Below are 17,390 nucleotides of genomic sequence, written 5' to 3'. Positions count from 1 at the left end.
GGTTGGGACGATACATCAGGCGACCGCTTTTCCGCGACGATATGAGTCCGCAGATTCGTCAACTAAGCTCGTTCCGGCCAGTCGCAGTGGACTGAATGCGATGCCTCCCCCGAAGCTGCCAAGCAGCCACACATTAGCTTGGCTGCGTGCTAACCAGCACCCGGAAAAGCCGACGGAAAAAGGCGGGCGTTCACCTGTCATCCGCCTGGGACTCGTGTGCGAACGGCGGGGCGTCTGGGCGCGCCTACTTTGCAGTCCTGGATCATGACTCATTTATTCTACGGAGATAACAGTCCCCGCCGGACTAGAGTCACGGTTCGGCTCAAACTAAGTTCGCCACTCGACAGTCTATTGGCCAAGGGGCCACTTGGCCCATTCGCCAAGGAGTCACTCTCTTGTCGTCTGCGATCACAGGATGAGTATTCGCCCAGCTTCACTCGATCCAAGTCATATTCAAGGTGACATAAGGCCAACCTGACTCTCGGCGGGACTGCGAGCTCGAAGCGCTCAGCCTAAAAGCTCTTCGCCACTCGCGCGTCGCTCGTCTTCTAGGGAAGACGGATTATGATTCGTTTACTGAGTCCGACAGCGGACGCGCACATAAGCTCAAACGCCGTGAACAGGCTGAGACTAACGGGGGAAATTGAGTGCTTCCTAAGTGGGGAACCAGCGGCTATCTTCCTGAAGGCCGACATATTGCGTCGATGCCCGACGCTTACGAGCGGCTTGTGGTCGAAGCCGAGCACCGAGGCCACAAAGAGAAGCTTTACAGCGGAGTCTCTGCCTACTTGGCTCGGGTCCGGGACTTCATTGGGAGCGGACGGTGCTGGATCGACGGAGCAATGACCCACAGGGCGGACGATTCTGCGGCCACACGGCTGGTCATCTACCCAAACTCTTGGTCGGATCTGGGGCGCCTTAGTGAGGTTCGCCAGTTGGAAATCCTTTCGCTCTTGTCGCTCAGCGACGTAATTGTCGGAGCTCCTGATCCTTACTACGTTGAGGATCTCCATCCGCTAGGCGGAGTCATTAAGGCTTTTCTAGCAAGACCTGACCAAGAGGAATTTTGGACAAAGGCGTGCACTGGTGACGGTACATCCGCTGCAGGGCGAGGATTCGTGGAGGTTTCGTGGTGAACAACCCATTGCGTAGCGCCTTCAATTCAGCGCCTTCCGGCAACTGGCTCGACCGGCTAGCCAAGGCTTCCCTGCTCGCGGCTGAGCGTGAATACTATGGGCGTCCCGAGTCTTCGCTTCTGAAGGTTACCGCCATCAATAAGTCGACCGTGGATGCCTACGAATCAGCCACCCTGCTGCGGTCCCTCCAAGCCGCCGCAGGCAAAATAGGTCATGTACTTCGCGATGGGGGCACGGAGGTCACCTCAGTCCTTAAAGTCGATCGCCAACGGGCGCCGCTTATCTGTCGAGGGCAGGTAGGCTCGACAGTCTATTTCTCGTTCCCTGAGCCCGACGCCCCAGAGCAAGACGAGATGCCGGGCTTGGGTCCACATCGCACGCTGGCGGAGGCGGCAATCCATGAGCTGCTTGAGATACTCCCGTCCACCTCTGATGATGACCGGTCGCTCGATGCTGTGCTGGGGCAGCGAATGACTCTTAGAAGCGCGATCAGTCATCTCGTCGAGGCCGTACAGAGCAATGAATCAGGCCTAGGCCTAACATTTACTGCGGCGGGTTCCCGCTCATACTCAAGCGTTTTGACAAGTGAACAGGCTGACGTCTTGAGCGATGCTCTCATGGCCAGTCACGAGGACATCCGGATCATAGAACAAGAGGGAGTGCTGGACGGGATGCGAAGCTCGCGCCGCGTCTTCTACCTCCAACCCGACTCGGGCGTGGACATATACGGAGCAGTTGATGCTTCCCTCCTCCCGCAAGTTCAACAGCACCTGGGGCAGCGGATTCACGCGCGGCTTGAGGCATCTACGATCCAACAGCGATCCGGCAAGAAGTCCACCACAACATACCGTCTCCTGGCGCTGACTCCAGTTCAAACGTTATTTGATGAGGACCACCAGTGACTGGTGCAGACCGCCCGACACTTCCATCCCGGCTAATCCAGGCAACCTTCGTTCAAAAAACAAAGACTGAGTTAGCCGTTAGAACGGGCGGGGCGCAGTGGGTCTTTATCGGAAACTTCATAGCAGAACTTGCCGCAGTCGCCAGGACCGATCCCTATATCCGAGGTGAGATAGCCGCTGTCCTGGATGCTGCGGCCGAGGACCCGAGCCGCCTCCGCTCCCGTGACGTGACATACCCGATGAAAGTCGCCGCGGCCGAGAGGGGTGTCGATATCGGAGAGCTGTATGTGGGGGAACGCCCAGAAGGGCATCGCATCTATTTCGCCGAGCCCACAGCCGAAACCTTGGTTCTAGCCCTCAAGTACGCGCTGAAAGAGGGCAGCGACTGGAAGATATTGCAGAACTCGCAGATCCTGGAGGCGGCTGACGTGTACCTTGCCTGGTTGCGTTCCATGGGCTGGAGGCCGGCCCAAACAGCGACGCCTTGACCGTGTTGACCAAAGGGGCATATAAGCTTTAGGTTATATTCATGGTCAATCGTCTAACGGAAATCTTTGAGGCCCTGGGCGGTAACACCGACGATCCTCACGAGGTTCTCCACCTCAAGAACTCCGCTGAGAAGCAAAAGCTTGTCCGCCGGCTGATAGACGAACGCAAGCGCCAAGGTCTCACCCAGAAGGAATTGGGGTCTCGAATGCGCGTGAGTCAGGAAGCCGTTTGTCGATTTGAAAGCTTGGGCGGTGACCCGCGCGTATCCACAATCATGCGTTATGCCACCGCACTCGGGCAACGAATTGAAATTCGCAATCTGCCAATGGAAGATGAGCTTGGGCAGACCGAGCGACCCATACCCCTCCCACACCTCAGAAATCGGGAAAAGGACATTCTGTCCAGAATGGAAACTGAATTCCGGGCAAAGGTTACCAGCAGACTGCACAATCTGGACGCCCCACGCGGAAGTGCTTCGATGAAACTGAACGAAGATTATCTGCTCAAGGCCCATGTCCTTGTCAGCACGCACGTTTTTCGCAACCTGCCCACTGAGGGAGAGGTACCAGGGCCTAGTTTTACCTTCTCCTTGGGGAGCCCAACGAAGTCAGCAGGGGACATCACCGTTCTGGCCCAGGTGGAAGGTAAGCAGGGGGCGGTTGAGTTCTCCGTGGTCGGCATCGGTATCCTGGTGCCCGGGGCGACAACCGAACCGAAGCGTTCCGCGCCGACCCTCGGTGATCTCAGGCTTACGTACGGCGTTGAGATGCTCTACGACTGGCTAACATCGACTGCCAGGCAGGCAACGGCGGGTTTCTTAATAGATCTCTCAATTCCTCTGCAGGCACCGGAACCGCTTGCGCTGAAGTCCTAAGTGCCGATTCAGGCAGCTGGCGCTCAAATAATGTCCGAAATGCGCAACGGCGTCAAGCCAATCTTTCCCCCGAAGACGGGCCAGAACTGGACAATGGGCAAACATCTTTTCGCGATTCGGCGCGATCGTATCAAACGCCATGAGCCCAGCCGGAACAATTTCTACGGGGTGTGGTATTTCGCGCTGAGCCGGCCGAAGACCGCCTTGGGCAGGACGGAGTCCCGGCCCATCGCGTAGAGCAGTCGGGAGGCGCTGGCCTGCGCGGCGAGGCCGGAGGCGAACTGCGCCACCACCAGTCCGGCGAGGAACACGGCGCCGAACAGCTGCCCGCCGATCTGCAGGGCGATGGAGCTGGCCGCGGAGGCCGAGTCCTCAAACACCCTCCCGGGTGGACCAGCTGGGTCACGTAAGAGACGGTGACGAAGATGCCGCCGTCTATCAGGGGGATGAGCATGATGGCGCGGGCCATGTTCTTGCGCGGTTCGACGGTCTCCTCGGTGAGGGTGGTGACGGCGTCGAACCCGAGGAACGAGTAGGCGGCGCTGGCGGCACCGGCGGAGATGGTGGTGAAGCTGGACGTATCGTTGAAGAACGGCTGGGTGCTGGCCAGACCGCCGGCGCCCTGGGTGGACACCACGTGTATACGTTCCCCAACTGCTACGAGAGCTTCAGCAAGAGCGGTCAGTGCAGCATTCATTTCGTTCCCCCAAGGAGAAGTAGATGACCCCGTGTAACGGGTCGCCAAGATCGGCTAAGTTCCCCAATAAGACGCCCCGCGCTCTTCGGAAGGTGGGGCAGCTTGTCTCCGTCTTGCGGGCTGAGTATCCACAGGAGACGTCTGTGGGGTAGGCCGGATGGCTGTGAACTCTGGGGGACTTCGGAGGCAACGTTGTTACCGGAGCGAGGCAACGAGCGGCGATAGAAGCCTTCCCCGGGAGGCCCCCTAGCCTCAAATCTGACCTGGTACACATGAATGGCGAAGGACTCACTGTGGTTCGGAAGCATGTGTTCTGACTTTGCTGCGAGCAGCTGAACTACTTATGGCGAGTCCGCTCCTACCGAGGCTATTTGCCGTATCGGCGGCCCGGCTCGCGCGAGGCCACTACCCAGTCTCCGTTGGCTTGCTGAACCCACAGCTTGTAGGTAGCTCCGGACGCGTGCTGAATACCCAGAAATACAGCTTCATTCATGTCCTGGGCTTCAAATACTGCGAGCACGTCATGGTCGTCTTTGTAAGGAGTCACTCTGTATGTAGCCATGCCTACGATCTTAGGTCCAAGTAGACCCGTGAAAAGTACCTGATCAAGTCGAGAAACCCCAATCAGCACAGCAACTGCTTTTGAGGGCGTCCCTAGTATTTGGTCGGCTCATCCGAGGACTCCACGCGGCATTGGGAACCGGCTTTTCCCCGTCCCCAACGCCGTGGACCTCCTTTGGGGGATCTTGCCCTCCACGTCAGCAGGCACCGGGGGTTCCTTCTCATCATCAATAGACATTGTTCTAGGTGGGATTGTCCACCACGACACCTCTGCTTCAGCCATGGGCGTTTCTAGGCGCGCGCCTGCCCCTATTTACCGGATGGCATAAGTAGCGGAATGATAATGCCCGCAACCGATAACGCCAAAGTCCCAATCATGGCTAGAATCCTAGCCGCGCGGGCACGGCTGCCGACCTTGAATAGCTCAAAACCCGGCATGAGTTTTTGCCACAGGAGGACTAAACCGACTGTCACAAGCGCCTCGAATACTCCCAGCGTCAGTTCTCCGGACAGGTCAAGCCGTTCCTTGATGAACATGACGCGTGCCAGTGCGTGAACCGGTAGGAAGAACAAGGGAATTAGCACTAATGAGCTTCGCATCCACCAGTACCAAGGGCGGTGCTTAGCGACAGCCGTCTTGAGTTTTGATTCGGCGACCCTGACCCAATCCGATCCTTGATCGCGAATTTCCACCTCGACACCGTTCGCTCGATCCATCCTGACTTGAACGGCGGGGGTCGTCCCAGAGTATAGGGATTTGCCCACGGAGAGACGCAGGCTCACAAGATCAGTAAGGTCAATTTCACCCAATACCGCTTCCGCAGGCCCCTCAACCACCCGCCCAAAGTCTTTGTGCTCTGCCCTGATTCTGACAGTCATCCTTTGAAGGGCGTCCTCGAGCGAACTCTCCTCGCTAGCCTCCCAATTGTCGATCCACCAGCCCTCTTCAAGGGCTGGATGCCTTGCATTCGCCCCGTAGGATCGCTCTGCTTCGGCAAACCGCGCAGCATGGGACTGCTGGTGCCGTAACCGCATGGAATCGCTCGCGCTTTGGCCAAGTTCATCCAAAACCTTAATCAGATACTTCAGGTCCTCCATGTCACCGGCCCAGGAGGCGGATTTGAACGATGTGGACGATTCGGCGCTCACTGCAGTTGATGTCACCGAACAAATATATAGAACTGCCGGTGTCGCACCGACCCAAGAGGTCGGGCGTGGTGAAATCGGCAAGTTTCAGAAGACCACGAAATGCTTGATCCATATCATTACGGGCTTCGGGCCTCTTGCGTCCGCCAAAGGCGCTGGCGTCATTATCGGCGAAGACCCTGGCGACAGCGAAACCGTGAGCTTCCGCGAGCGTGCGGCAGTCTCCTCTTAGCGCTGAACGTCGGGGCCCCGCCCGCCATATCGTCGCCGATACGGCAATAATGAATGCGGTCTCCCCCAGGAGAAGAGGTTGCCGGATACTGTCCATGACCAATACCCGGCAGGCCTGAGTTCAGGCGGTCAGCCTGGCATGGGTTCCCAACTGCGCCCCCGGCCAAGCCGGATGCACCCCATCTGTGCATCGAACACGAAGTGGTTCAAACGCCGATCTAGTCGATGAGCACCGGCTGCTTGGCACCATCCGAAGATTCGACAACCGGCGAAGCCTTCCGGTTCCGGTTGTTCATCCAGCACCCCACCGCGAGAACCGCCACAAGCCCGAAAGTGCTCAGGAGCTGGGGACGCGAGTCCTCGCCGATGAACCCCACCGTGAAGATAGCAGCGAGGATGACCAGACCAAACACCGTGAGCCACGGGAAGCCGGGCATCCGCAGGGGAAGCTCCGTCCCCTCGCGGTCGGCGCGGAGGCGCAGCGCGAGCTGGGCGACGAGTGCAGACGTCCATACCAGCAGGCAGGTCGAGCCCACAATGTTGAGCAGGACGGGAAGGACCATCTCGGGGAAGGCCAGCTCCAGCACAACCGTGACAACGCCGAAGGCGACGCTGGCCAGGACTGCGACAACCGGCACACGCGCCTTGGACACCGAGGCAAGCAGGCGTGGTGCCTCACCCCGCTCCGCGAGGGAGTACGCCATCCGTGACGCACCGTAGAGATTGGCGTTGAGGGCGGAGAGCAGTGCGGCAACAGCCACCAGCGTGATGGCGGTGGCTGCACCGGGCATGCCGGCCGCATCCAGCACCGCGGCGAACGGGCTCTTCAGCCCCGCCGAACCCACGGGAACAACAGCAGCGATGATGAAGATGGCACCGATGTAGAACACCAGGATGCGCCACAGCACAGTCCGGACTGCCTTCTTCACGCTACGGGCCGGCTCCGCGGTCTCAGCTGCCGCCACGGAGACGATCTCGGTGCCGCCGAACGCAAACGCCACCACGAACAGTGCCGTGGCAATCCCGGCGAAACCACTCGGGGCAAAGCCGTCGCCCATGAAGTTGGACAGACCCGGCGACTGCACGCCCGGCAGCCAGCCGAAGAGCAGGGCAGCGCCCACAGCCAGGAACGCCACGATTGCCGCCACCTTCAGCAGCGCGAACCAGAACTCGAACTCGCCGAAGTTCTTCACGCTGGTGAGGTTCACGGCGGTGAGCACCACGATGAACACGAAAGCCATCAGCCACACCGGCAGGGCCGGGAAGATGGTGGCCAGCAGGCCCGCCGCACCCAGCGCCTCGGCCGCGATCACGACGACCAGCTGAATCCACCACAGCCAGCCCACCGTGGCACCGGCCACCGGCCCGTAGGCCTTAGCGGTATAGACGGAGAAGGCCCCGCTGTCCGGATTGGCGGCGGCCATCTCGCCGAGCGCCCACATCACCAGGATGATGAGCGTGCCGGCCACGAGGTAGGAGATCAGCACCGCCGGGCCGGCAGCCTGGATGCCCGCGCCGGAGCCGATGAACAGACCGGCGCCGATGGCGCTTCCCAGGCCCATCATGGTGAGCTGGCGGGGTTTAAGGGCCGCGCCGAGGGCGCGGGCAGACGTCTTTGTCTGTTGTTCCATGGGAATTCCTCTGGTTGTAGGTGGAACGGGTTGGTAAAAGGTCAGTCGATTGTCGAGGCTGCGTGCGCTTCCAAAAGCCGGAGCACACGGTCGTTGGAGGCGGGATCGGCAACGGTGATCCGCACGCCGTCGCCCTGGTACGCGCGGACCATGATGCCGGCGGCGTCAAACGCGTCCACCAGCCTCGCCCGGAGGCCCTCGTCCGCGCGGATCCACAGGAAATTGCCCTGGCTCGGCTGCAGTTTCCAGCCCTGGGCTTCCAGCTGCGCGGCCATCCGGGCGCGCTCCTCCCTGACGGCGGCCACCCGCGCTTCCATCTCCTCCCCCGCGTCCAGCGACGCGATGGCCGCCTTCTGGGCCAGCGCACTCACGGAGAAGGGAAGGGCGGTCCGGCGCAGTCCCTCGGCGATGTCCGGCGACGCCACGGCGTAGCCCACGCGCAGGCCGGCGAGTCCGTACGCCTTGGAGAAGGTGCGCAGGATGCAGACGTTCGGGTACTCGCGGTAGAGCGCCAGGGAATCGGGGCCGCTGCCCGCTTCGGCGTATTCCACGTAGGCCTCGTCGATCACCACGAGGATGTCGGAACGGACGGATTGCAGGAAGGCATCGATGCGTTCGTGGCTGATCGGCACGCCGGTGGGGTTGTTGGGGGTGCAGAGCAGAATGACCTTCGTGCGGTCAGTGACGGCCGCGGCCATGGCCTCGAGGTCGTGGCCCTCAGCGGCGTCCAGCGGGATGCGGACCGGCCGGGCGCCTGCCAGCTCAACCAGGATGGGGTAGGCCTCGAAGGAGCGCCACGCGAAGATCACGTCATCGCCGGCGTCGCACAGTCCGGTGATGATCTGCTGGAGGACGCCCACGCTGCCAGGCCCTACCGCGACCTCCCCGGCGGTGACGCCCAGGTGCCCGGCGAGCCGTTCGCGGAGTTCGACGGCGGCACTGTCGGGGTAGCGGTTCATCGTACCGGCCGCCGCGGCCACCGCAGCGGCGGCAGCGGGCAGCGGCTCGTAGTGGCTTTCGTTGCTGGCGAGGGCTGCAATGTCCGCGCCGGCGCTGCGCCGTCCCGGGACGTAGGGCGGAAGTCCGGCCACCGCGCCACGAAGGGTGGGGAGCGCGGTGTCCGGTGCGGTTAGAAGCTGATCACGGGTCATGAGGACCGATCATGGTTGTGACCCCGCCCACAATGCAAGATACCCTCAACCCATTGGGACTTCTGCTCAACTTCAACAGTCTGTGGTGAAAATATGACCATCCCGAACCCCCGCGCCCTGGATTCCCTCGATGGCAGGATCATCCTGGCCCTCGACAAGGATCCGGAAGCCAGCGCCCTGGCACTCTCGCGGACGCTCGGCGTCGCACGGAACACCGTCCACGCCCGGCTGGCTCGGCTCGAGCGCAGCGGCGCCCTCCGCTCCTTTAGCCGGAGGCTGGATCCCGCCGCACTTGGCTATGACCTGATGGCCTTCCTCTCGCTGTCCATCAGCCAGACGCGGACAGGTGCGGTGGAAGACGGGCTCGCCGCGATTCCGGAGGTCATCGAGGTGCACGCCACCACCGGCGACGCGGACCTCATGGCCAAGGTGGTGGCCCGCAGCACGGCAGATCTCTATCGCATCACCAACGAGATCCTGGAAATCGAGGGGATCCAACGGACCAGCACCGCGATTTCCGTACTGGAACTCATGCCGCCCCGCTACGACGGCCTCCTGAGCCGGCTCTCCGAGCAGGAATCCCGCCCCTCGCACTAAGGGCGGATGATGCACGCCACAAGTGGGCAAATTTTCAGTTAGCAGTCCTGCTTCCTGCCAAGAATCCCAATCAAATCGGCCTCTCTTGCCTATCTGTGAACCAGACCACATGATTCCTGCATGACTTCACTTACCGTCTCCGGCCGCGTGGCACAGGTTCTCAGCAGCTATGTCAGCGATGTCTTCGGCGTTATGGGCAACGGCAACGTCTACTTCCTGGACGCCGCGGAAAAGCTGGGCCTCCGCTTCTCCGCCGTCCGCCATGAAGGCGCCGCCATCGCCGCGGCCGACGCCTACTACCGGACGTCAGGACGCCTCGCCGCCGGCACCACCACCTACGGCCCCGGCTACACCAACGCACTCACCGCCCTCGCCGAGGCGGTCCAGGCGCAGATCCCGGTCGTGCTGGTCACCGGCGACGCCCCGAGCAGCGGCGCCCGGCCCCAGGACGTGGACCAGGCAGCAATCGCCGCAGGACTCGGCGCGGCCACCTTCACTGTCACCCGCGACGCCGCGGGCTCCATCACGCAGCAGGCGGTGGAATACGCGCTCACCAAGCGCACCGCCGTCGTCATTGCCATCCCCTACGACCTCGCAGCACTCGAGGCTGCGGACGAAGAACCTCCGGTGCCGCTGGCACCAACAGTTAGTGACGACGTCGACGGCGGCCTTGGGCAGGTAGCCCGCCTGCTCGCCGGAGCGAAGCGGCCGCTGATCCTCGCCGGCCGCGGTGCGCACCTCGCCGGCGCCGGCCCGGAGCTCCGGGAACTCGCCGACCGCCTGGGCGCGCTGACCGCCGGAACCGTCCTGGCACTCAACCTGCTCGAAGGCGAGGGGTACCTTGGCGTCGCGGGCGGGTTCGGCACGGACACCGCGGCCGGGCTCATGGGTGAAGCCGACGTGGTCCTGGTGGCCGGGGCAAGCCTGAGCCCCTTCACCATGCGGTTCGGGCACCTGCTCGGCCAGGACAGCACCGTCATCCAGATCGACACCGCCCTGCAGCCGACACACCCCCGGGTGGACACGTTCGTCAGCGCGGACGTGAAGTCTGCTGCGGGACGCATCCTGGGGATGCTGGACGGCGAGGCTTCAGCAGCTGCCTGGCGCGCGGAAGCCCGCAAGCGCCTGGCCGAGGGACCGGGCCACCAGGCCGGCTCCGACGAGACCGGGGACGGCAGGCTGGACCCGCGTTCCCTGGCCATCGCGCTGGACGCCGTGCTGCCGGAGCGCCGCACGGTGGTCCAGGACGGAGGGCACTTCCTCGGCTGGGCCCCCATGTACTGGAACATCCCGCGGCCGCAGGACCTGGTCATGGTGGGAACGGCCTTCCAGACCATCGGGCTGGGCCTTGCCAGCGCCGTCGGGGCAGCCCGTGCGGTGGAGGACGGCCGCACCCTGGTGCTGGCCTCCGGCGACGGCGGTTTCCTCATGGGCCTGTCCGACCTCGAATCGCTGATCGGGGCGGCGAGCAGCGCCGTCGTCGTGATCTACAACGACGCCGCCTACGGAGCCGAGATCCACCAGTACGGCTCCCAGGGCCTGACCGAAAAGCCCATGCTGATCCCCGAAGTGGACTTCAGCGGCGTCGCCCGTGCTTTGGGGGCTGAGTCGGCGATCATCCGCTCCCTGGCGGATCTTTCCGCGCTCCAGGGCTGGATCGACGCCGGCGCGAAGGGAACCTTCGTGGCCGACTGCCGAATCACGTCGAGCGTCCGGGCACCGTGGATGAGCGAGTGGATGGCGGCCAAGCAGGAGGCGAAGGCGGCGGTAGCGGGGTAGCTGCCCGTCCTGCGATGACTAGCGGGTCATCCACACGGTAGTGGCAGGCGGCAGCGTTCCGTCCTGGGGAAGGACGCCACTGGACAAGAGCACCAGGCCGACGGGGAGCGGCACGGGCTTATTGCCGAAGTTGGTGACGCTGTGCCAGCCTTGCGGACGGGCGAAGTGAAGGACCTGCGGGTCATCCTCCTCAATCCACTGCAGTTCCTCCGGCCCCTGCAGGATCCCGCGGAGCCAAAGAGCTTTCCGGTAGAGATTCAGGGTGGACCGGGGGTTCCTTTCCTGCAGTTCTGCGGCCACCTTGCTGAACCACTGCGGCTGGGGCAGGTGCGCCCCGGTGGCGCTGAAGCCGAAGGCGGTGTGGTCCGCGTCCCAGGGAAGTGGCACACGGCAGCCGTCCCGTCCGATGTCCACGCCAGGGTTGCGGAAAAATGCGGGGTCCTGCCGTTGCCCATCCGGGATGTCAGTCACCTCATGCAGCCCCAGTTCCTCCCCCTGGTACAGATAGGCGGATCCGGGAAGGGCCAGCATCAGCAGCGTGGCGGCCTTTGCACGGGCGAGTCCAAGGTCCCGGTTGAGTTCGTGCTCCGGCGCGCCGGCCAGCAGCCACGCTTTGCCATCATGTGCTCCGCCTGCCATCGGCGTGCCCGTCTCCGTGTCCACGGCTGCCACAGGCGCCGGAGCTGCAGAGAGCCCGTAGCGGGTGGGGTGGCGGACCACGTCGTGGTTGGAGAACACCCAGGTGGAAGAGGCCCCTGTGGCGTCAGCTTCAGCGAGGTTCCTGGTGATGGAGGAGCGGAACTCCGCCGCGTCGAAGTCCGCCGTCAGGAGGTCGAAGTTGAAGGCCTGCCCCAGGCCTTCCGGGCTGGCGTAGCGGGCCCTCCGGGACGGGTGGACCCACGCTTCGGCTACGGCCATACGGGGCGGATCGTATTCGTTGAACACCTGCCGCCATTGGGCATAGATGTCGTGGACCTCGTCACGGTCCCAAAACAGGTGCTGCCCGTGTTCCGAGGCCATGCCCGGCATCTCGATCTCAGCCGGCAGGGTCTCGGGGAGGTGCTTGGTCAGGCCGTGTGCCACGTCAACGCGGAACCCATCAACACCGCGGTCGGCCCAGAACCGGAGCGTGGTGAGGAAGTCCTCGCGGACCTCCTGGTTCTCCCAGTTGAAGTCGGGCTGCTCCTTGGCGAACAGGTGGAGGTACCACTGTCCGGGAGTACCGTCCGGTTCCGTGATCCGTTCCCATGCTGAACCGCCGAAGATCGACTGCCAGTCCGACGGCGGCTCGTTTCCGCCGGGTCCCAGCCCGTCGCGGAATATGTAGCGGTCCCTGGCTGGAGAACCGGCGGGGGAAAACAGCGCCTCGCGGAACCATTCGTGGCGGTCGGATGAATGGTTGGGAACGATGTCGACAATCAGTTTGATGCCTGCTTCGTGCAGCGCCGCGGTCATCTCGTCGAAGTCTGCCAGGGTGCCCAGCCGGGGGTCCACATTGCGGTAGTCGTCGACGTCGTACCCTCCGTCCGCAAGCGCGGAGGGATAGAAGGGGCTGAGCCATACGGCGTCGATGCCCAGCTTCCTCAGGTAGGGCACCTTGGCCGTGATACCGGGCAGGTCGCCCAGTCCGTCCCCGTTGCTGTCATGGAAACTGCGCGGGTAGATCTGGTAGACGGAGGCCTGGCGCCACCAGTCGTGGGCCGGGGAAAGTTGGCGGGTCTTCTGCCGCGAGTGGGATGAGACGGTCATTGATGGTTCCTTTCGAATCCTGTGGCGGGCGCTTCACAGCGCCACATGGCAAGGCTGGGCCCCTGGTTGGGCAGGGTAATGGTTCCCTCGGTGTCTGCGTGGAGGTCCGGGGTTCCTGCCAGGCCGCGAAGGTGGGCGCCGACCACGCCGGCCGGCATCTTGACTGCGGCGTGGTCCCCCCGTGCAGCGTGGACCAGGACCGTTTCATGGGGCGATTCACGCAGGAAAGTGAAGGCGTCCTCGCCGATGGTGAGCCACCGCAGTCCGCCATGCCGGAGGGCTTCGGACTGCTTCCGCGCCTGGAATAGAGCACGTGTGGCGGCGAGCCGGTCATGGTCCCATTCGTCAGGTTTGTCCCAGGGGAAGGGGCGCCGGCCGTCTTCACCGTTATCGCCCTCTTGCCCGATCTCATCTCCCGCCCACAACATGGGGATACCGGGCATGGTGGCCAGCAGGCCAAAAGCCACTGTGACGAGACGTGGGTCGCCGAGCATGGTGCTGATCCGGAAGGTGTCGTGGGAACCCACCAGGTTCAGGGCGTGGGCAGTGGCACGCCAGGGAGCGGCTGCGGCGAAGTCACGCATGGAGCCGACGATGTCCTTCCCGGAGAGCCGCGGAATGGCAACAAACGGCCCCGGCTCGAACGGAACGGGGGCTGCGGGCTTCAGCCATTGCCATACAGGGCGGGTGAATCCGGCGTAGTTCATTACTCCGTGCCAGCCATCAACCTGCAAGTCCTGTGATGCATCGTGGCTATGTTCAGCCAGCAACAACGCGTCCGGATCGGTTTCGGCCATGGTCCGGCGGAGGGTGGTGGACACCATGTGGTTCAGATCGGTAGTCCCGTGCCGTCCGGTCATATTGGCGACGTCGATGCGCCACCCGTCAAACCCGTCCGGCCCCAGCCAGCGGGCCACAACGGATTCCTTGCCCTCGTAGAGGCGCCGGCGCAATTCCGGGTTGGCGTGGTTGAACTTGGGAAGGGACTTGTGCCCGAACCAGCACACGTACTCGTCAGGGTGTTTGGTGAAGAGGAAGAATCCTGCTTCGACGCTGTCCGGATCTGCAATCGCGGTCTTGAACCACTCGTGGGCGTCCCCGCAATGGTTCGTGGTCAGGTCCCCAAGCAGGCGCATGCCCCGGGCATGCAAAGCACCGGACAGTCGTTGCAGTGCCTCGTCGCCGCCAAGCAACGGATCCACCTGCTCGAAACTGGAAGCGTCATACCGGTGGTTTGAACGCGCGGGGAAGATCGGCGTCAGGTAGACCGTGTCCACCCCCAGGGACGCAATGTGCCCGAGACGGGCGGCGATTCCGTCCAGGTCTCCGCCGAAGTACTGGTAGGGGGTCTCGGGTCCTCGTCCGATGACCTTGTTCCCCCAGTCCTCGGGGATGGCCCAGTCGGGTGCCGGCCGGTCGATCGATTTTGCGAAGCGGTCCGGGAAGATCTGGTAGATCACGGACCCGGCCGCCCAGGCAGGCGGCGGCGCGTAGGCGGTGATCCGGAAGTCGCTGGCGTCCGTTACGTCACCGGTGTGCAGGCCGGTCCCGTTCAACCACTGGTAACCGCCCGGTGGGCCGTCGAGCAGCCACCGGTAGTTCACCACAGGGTTCTCCAGCGGGAAATCCGCGCGCAGCCAAAATTCATTGCCGTCTTCGCGGTCAACGTCCGCGGCCAGGAGGGCCTGTTCGCCGTCGATACACACGCGGAGCAATGCCTTCGTTACACCGCTGGCGCGGGGAACCCGAAGGAACACCATGACTGTTTCCCCCAGTTCAGGGTTGGGATTGGAAACGTACATCGCCGAGCCGTCATGGTGCGGCTGGTTCCATAGCTGCGCGGTCATCCCTTGACCGCCCCGGCGGTAAGTCCCCCGGTGATGAACTTCTGCAGGAACTGGAACAGCAGCACCACGGGCAGGCTGGTCAGGAGGGCTCCTGCGGCGAAGACGCCCAGGTTGCCCGACCGGTCGGCATCGATGGTGGCGTACAGGCCGACGGCCAAGGTCTTGACGTCGTTATCGGTGAGGAAGATTGATGCCAGGACAAATTCGCCCAGTACACCGATGAAAGACAACAGGCCGGTGACTGCAAGGATCGGGGTTACCAGCGGAAAGATGACCCGGAAGAACACCGTGGCGTGGTCCGCTCCGTCCATGATCGCCGCCTCGTCCAGTTCCTTCGGCACCGAATCGAAGAATCCCTTGATCAGCCACACCTGCGAGAGCGCTCCGCCCATGAGCAGGAGTCCGTACCCCAGGAGGGTGTTCAAGCCGAGCTGGGGAATGACCTCACCGATGGCAGTGAACATCAGGTACAACGCCACTACAGCGAGGAACTGGGGGAACATTTGGATGAGAAGCAGGCTGAGCAGGCCGATTCGCCGGCCGCTGAAGCGGAACCGGGAAAAGGCGTAGGCGGCCAGGGCGCTGCACAGGATCTGTCCCAGCGTGACCACTGTACTGATGATCAGCGTGTTGGCAAACCACCGCAGATAAGGCCGGTTGGGGTCTGTGAAGAGGGCCTCAAAATGCACAAGGCTCACTTCACGGGGAATCAGGCTGGTGGAGGCCACGGTGCCCAGCGGATTGAGCGCCGCCGAGACAATGAACAAAACGGGGAACAGGGCTATGAACACCGCAGCAAGTGCCACGAGGTGGCGCCATCCCACTTCGGCAAACCATCGGGTTCGATGGTGCCTGCGCCGGGAGGCGGGGGTACGGTGCGGCTCCTGGACCGGTACTTCAGCGAGACGTGTCTGGGAAGACGACATCAGTTCACCTCTTCCAGGGTGCGCGTAAAACGGAACTGAATTGCGGCGATGATGCCGGTAAGAACGAACAGCAGCACTGACACGGCCGCGGCAAAACCGAGCTGTGCGCCCTGCCCGCCGAAGGCCAGGCGGTAGGTGTAGCTGATCAGGATGTCAGTTGCTCCCGCCGTCGGGTTCGCGGGATCGAACGGTCCGCCTTCTGTCAGCAGGTAGATGGCGTTGAAGTTGTTGAAATTGAAGGCGAAGGTGGATACCAGCAGAGGGGCAACAGTCACCAGGAGCAGCGGGAACGTGATCTTTCGAAAGCCTAGGAATCCGCTGGCGCCGTCGATCCGTGATGCTTCCTTAAGGTCGGCCGGGATGGCCTGGAGGGCTCCGGTGCAGACCAGGAACATGTAAGGGAACCCCATCCAGAAATTGGTCAGCAGGATGGCAGCCTTCGCCAAGAACGGGTCACCAAGCCAGTTGAGGTCGAGTCCCAGGGAGTTGTTGATCAGGCCGAAGTCTTTGTTCCAGAAGCTGGACCAGACCAGCAGGGCGATAAATCCCGGGATCGCGTAGGGCAGGATGAGGATGGCCCGGTAGAAACGCTGCCCCTTGATCCGCGGATCGTTAAGCGCGGTAGCCAGCCCCAGCCCGAGCAGGAACGTTCCTGCTACCGACACTGTTGCGAAGATGAACGTCCAGGCGAAGATCTGCAGGAAATCCCCACTGATCCTTGGGTCCGAAAAGACGCGCAGATAGTTCGCAAAGCCGACATTGGCCAGCCAGGACTGGTCGGACAACCGCTTTCCCTCTGCGTCAACGAAGTACTCCCTGTCGCCTTGCTTGACTGGGGTGTAGTCCACACCGGTGGCCGTATTGGCGATGACATCGCGCGTCTCGTCGTATTTGAGCGGCGAAGCGCCCTCGAACGCCTGGCGGATGCCCAGCTGCCGGATGGCACCACGATCGGTGGGTACCGCAAATTCCTTGAGCGCTTCGCTCGCGTTGTTGACCTCCTGCGGAGTCAGGAGCTCGTAACCATCCGCCTCGGTGACGAACCCGCCGGCAACGGTAACGTCTGCCGGTTCAAGCTCCTGGAGCCCGTCATCAGGAGTACCCAGGAACACCGCTCCGCTTTTGGGCTCAACGAGGAGAAAAGCGAACGGTCCAGTCGTGGGGTTCCCTTCCGTGGCTACGGAGAGGTTGTAGCGCGGAGAGTCAGGGCTCTGAACCACCGAAGCGCCGATGATTTGAGAGATGGTTTCTTCCTTCGACGTCCTCGTTCCATCCCCGAAGTTCGTTGTCGACATCTGGAACGTCATCACGATGGGATACACCAGGAAGACCACCAGAAGTAGTGTGCCGGGCACCAGATACTTGGCCGGCACCCCACGGCCGGTGATATAGGTCAGCAGCAGGACCCCGGCGATGACCCAGATTGCTGCGAGGAATCCCCATCGCCCTGTAGCAACGAGGGCAGGGGTGAGGGCAGCCGCTGAGCCGACTACTGTGCCCAGCGCAAGGATTTTGGCGAAGAGGGCCACGGGTTTGGTGGTGCGTTCACGGCCTGTGCCGGACCCGGACGGTGCAGGCGACGAGGGGCGCTGCAGGCGCTTAAGTGTTTCGATCATGGGGTTCTCCTGGATTCCAATCTGAGCAGCAGGGCCCTGGGGGCCGAGGACACGTGCA

Annotated in this window: 16 protein-coding genes and 1 pseudogene; 7 read left to right on the top strand and 10 right to left on the bottom strand. The window is 62.8% G+C overall.

Going from position 1 to position 17,390, the window contains the following annotated elements:
• Positions 1–704 precede the first annotated feature (704 nt).
• Genes Q8Z05_RS21470 through Q8Z05_RS12945 form a run of 4 tightly spaced genes read left to right on the top strand, consistent with a single transcriptional unit; the run spans position 705 to position 3,401 of the window.
• Positions 705–1,136, top strand: coding sequence for a hypothetical protein (locus Q8Z05_RS21470; protein WP_371745859.1), 432 nt, complete (start codon positions 705–707; stop codon positions 1,134–1,136).
• A complete protein-coding gene (locus tag Q8Z05_RS12955; RefSeq protein WP_305940039.1) occupies positions 1,130–2,038 on the top strand; it encodes a hypothetical protein in 909 nt (302 codons plus the stop codon). The genes Q8Z05_RS21470 and Q8Z05_RS12955 overlap by 7 nt, the downstream gene beginning before the upstream one ends.
• Positions 2,035–2,526, top strand: coding sequence for a hypothetical protein (locus Q8Z05_RS12950; RefSeq protein ID WP_305940038.1), 492 nt, complete (start codon positions 2,035–2,037; stop codon positions 2,524–2,526). The genes Q8Z05_RS12955 and Q8Z05_RS12950 overlap by 4 nt, the downstream gene beginning before the upstream one ends.
• Before the next feature lie 41 nt (positions 2,527–2,567).
• Positions 2,568–3,401: a helix-turn-helix transcriptional regulator gene (locus Q8Z05_RS12945; protein ID WP_305940037.1), complete on the top strand. Its 834-nt coding sequence runs from the start codon at positions 2,568–2,570 to the stop codon at positions 3,399–3,401.
• A gap of 161 nt (positions 3,402–3,562) precedes the next feature.
• Here Q8Z05_RS12945 and Q8Z05_RS12940 read toward each other — a convergent pair whose 3' ends face one another.
• The 4 genes and pseudogenes from Q8Z05_RS12940 to Q8Z05_RS12925 all read right to left on the bottom strand — a co-directional run bounded on the left by Q8Z05_RS12940 (position 3,563) and on the right by Q8Z05_RS12925 (position 5,757).
• The gene (locus Q8Z05_RS12940; protein ID WP_305943661.1) at positions 3,563–3,781 is read right to left on the bottom strand and encodes an amino acid permease; all 219 of its coding nucleotides are present in this window, start codon (positions 3,779–3,781) and stop codon (positions 3,563–3,565) included.
• Between the two features lie 65 nt (positions 3,782–3,846).
• A pseudogene (locus tag Q8Z05_RS12935) lies at positions 3,847–4,098 on the bottom strand (Putrescine importer PuuP); the annotation flags it as partial.
• 367 nt (positions 4,099–4,465) lie between these two features.
• A complete protein-coding gene (locus Q8Z05_RS12930; protein WP_305940036.1) occupies positions 4,466–4,660 on the bottom strand; it encodes a hypothetical protein in 195 nt (64 codons plus the stop codon).
• Positions 4,661–4,968: 308 nt separating this feature from the next.
• Positions 4,969–5,757: a hypothetical protein gene (locus Q8Z05_RS12925; protein WP_305940035.1), complete on the bottom strand. Its 789-nt coding sequence runs from the start codon at positions 5,755–5,757 to the stop codon at positions 4,969–4,971.
• Between the two features lie 22 nt (positions 5,758–5,779).
• Here Q8Z05_RS12925 and Q8Z05_RS12920 point away from each other — a divergent pair, with 22 nt between their 5' ends.
• Entirely contained in the window at positions 5,780–6,037 is a 258-nt protein-coding gene (locus tag Q8Z05_RS12920) for a hypothetical protein (RefSeq protein WP_305940034.1), read from the top strand.
• A gap of 217 nt (positions 6,038–6,254) precedes the next feature.
• Here Q8Z05_RS12920 and Q8Z05_RS12915 read toward each other — a convergent pair whose 3' ends face one another.
• Complete coding sequence (locus Q8Z05_RS12915) at positions 6,255–7,667, bottom strand: amino acid permease (protein ID WP_305940033.1); 1,413 nt, start codon at positions 7,665–7,667, stop codon at positions 6,255–6,257.
• Between the two features lie 41 nt (positions 7,668–7,708).
• Positions 7,709–8,818: a histidinol-phosphate transaminase gene (gene hisC, locus Q8Z05_RS12910; protein ID WP_305940032.1), complete on the bottom strand. Its 1,110-nt coding sequence runs from the start codon at positions 8,816–8,818 to the stop codon at positions 7,709–7,711.
• Between the two features lie 93 nt (positions 8,819–8,911).
• Here hisC and Q8Z05_RS12905 point away from each other — a divergent pair, with 93 nt between their 5' ends.
• Positions 8,912–9,415 carry an Lrp/AsnC family transcriptional regulator gene (locus tag Q8Z05_RS12905; RefSeq protein WP_305940031.1) on the top strand — a complete coding sequence of 168 codons (504 nt, stop codon included), beginning with the start codon at positions 8,912–8,914 and terminating at the stop codon, positions 9,413–9,415.
• Positions 9,416–9,535: 120 nt separating this feature from the next.
• Positions 9,536–11,194 carry a thiamine pyrophosphate-binding protein gene (locus Q8Z05_RS12900; RefSeq protein ID WP_305940030.1) on the top strand — a complete coding sequence of 553 codons (1,659 nt, stop codon included), beginning with the start codon at positions 9,536–9,538 and terminating at the stop codon, positions 11,192–11,194.
• Between the two features lie 18 nt (positions 11,195–11,212).
• Here Q8Z05_RS12900 and Q8Z05_RS12895 read toward each other — a convergent pair whose 3' ends face one another.
• Genes Q8Z05_RS12895 through Q8Z05_RS12880 form a run of 4 tightly spaced genes read right to left on the bottom strand, consistent with a single transcriptional unit; the run spans position 11,213 to position 17,332 of the window.
• Entirely contained in the window at positions 11,213–12,943 is a 1,731-nt protein-coding gene (locus Q8Z05_RS12895) for a glycoside hydrolase family 13 protein (protein ID WP_305940029.1), read from the bottom strand.
• A complete protein-coding gene (locus tag Q8Z05_RS12890; protein WP_305940028.1) occupies positions 12,940–14,790 on the bottom strand; it encodes a glycoside hydrolase family 13 protein in 1,851 nt (616 codons plus the stop codon). Before Q8Z05_RS12890 ends, Q8Z05_RS12895 begins: the two co-directional genes overlap by 4 nt.
• Positions 14,787–15,716, bottom strand: coding sequence for a sugar ABC transporter permease (locus tag Q8Z05_RS12885; RefSeq protein ID WP_305940027.1), 930 nt, complete (start codon positions 15,714–15,716; stop codon positions 14,787–14,789). Before Q8Z05_RS12885 ends, Q8Z05_RS12890 begins: the two co-directional genes overlap by 4 nt.
• Positions 15,716–17,332 (bottom strand): ABC transporter permease subunit, encoded by a 1,617-nt coding sequence (locus tag Q8Z05_RS12880; RefSeq protein WP_305940026.1) that lies wholly within the window; start codon positions 17,330–17,332, stop codon positions 15,716–15,718. The genes Q8Z05_RS12885 and Q8Z05_RS12880 overlap by 1 nt, the downstream gene beginning before the upstream one ends.
• Between the last annotated feature and the right edge of the window lie 58 nt (positions 17,333–17,390).

The sequence above is a fragment of the Arthrobacter oryzae genome, from assembly GCF_030718995.1.
GTDB lineage: Bacteria > Actinomycetota > Actinomycetes > Actinomycetales > Micrococcaceae > Arthrobacter > Arthrobacter oryzae_C.
This window is presented reverse-complemented; position numbering and strand designations above follow the sequence as displayed.

Excerpts from the sequence above, each read along its gene's own strand:
- Q8Z05_RS12890 (WP_305940028.1), bottom strand. The coding sequence starts at position 14,790 with ATGACCGCGCAGCTATGGAACCAGCCGCACCATGACGGCTCGGCGATG.
- Q8Z05_RS12880 (WP_305940026.1), bottom strand. The coding sequence starts at position 17,332 with ATGATCGAAACACTTAAGCGCCTGCAGCGCCCCTCGTCGCCTGCACCG.
- Q8Z05_RS12930 (WP_305940036.1), bottom strand. The coding sequence starts at position 4,660 with ATGGCTACATACAGAGTGACTCCTTACAAAGACGACCATGACGTGCTC.
- Q8Z05_RS12900 (WP_305940030.1), top strand. The coding sequence starts at position 9,536 with ATGACTTCACTTACCGTCTCCGGCCGCGTGGCACAGGTTCTCAGCAGC.
- Q8Z05_RS12895 (WP_305940029.1), bottom strand. The coding sequence starts at position 12,943 with ATGACCGTCTCATCCCACTCGCGGCAGAAGACCCGCCAACTTTCCCCG.
- Q8Z05_RS12915 (WP_305940033.1), bottom strand. The coding sequence starts at position 7,667 with ATGGAACAACAGACAAAGACGTCTGCCCGCGCCCTCGGCGCGGCCCTT.
- Q8Z05_RS12905 (WP_305940031.1), top strand. The coding sequence starts at position 8,912 with ATGACCATCCCGAACCCCCGCGCCCTGGATTCCCTCGATGGCAGGATC.
- Q8Z05_RS12925 (WP_305940035.1), bottom strand. The coding sequence starts at position 5,757 with ATGGAGGACCTGAAGTATCTGATTAAGGTTTTGGATGAACTTGGCCAA.
- Q8Z05_RS21470 (WP_371745859.1), top strand. The coding sequence starts at position 705 with ATGCCCGACGCTTACGAGCGGCTTGTGGTCGAAGCCGAGCACCGAGGC.
- hisC (WP_305940032.1), bottom strand. The coding sequence starts at position 8,818 with ATGACCCGTGATCAGCTTCTAACCGCACCGGACACCGCGCTCCCCACC.
- Q8Z05_RS12885 (WP_305940027.1), bottom strand. The coding sequence starts at position 15,716 with ATGTCGTCTTCCCAGACACGTCTCGCTGAAGTACCGGTCCAGGAGCCG.
- Q8Z05_RS12945 (WP_305940037.1), top strand. The coding sequence starts at position 2,568 with ATGGTCAATCGTCTAACGGAAATCTTTGAGGCCCTGGGCGGTAACACC.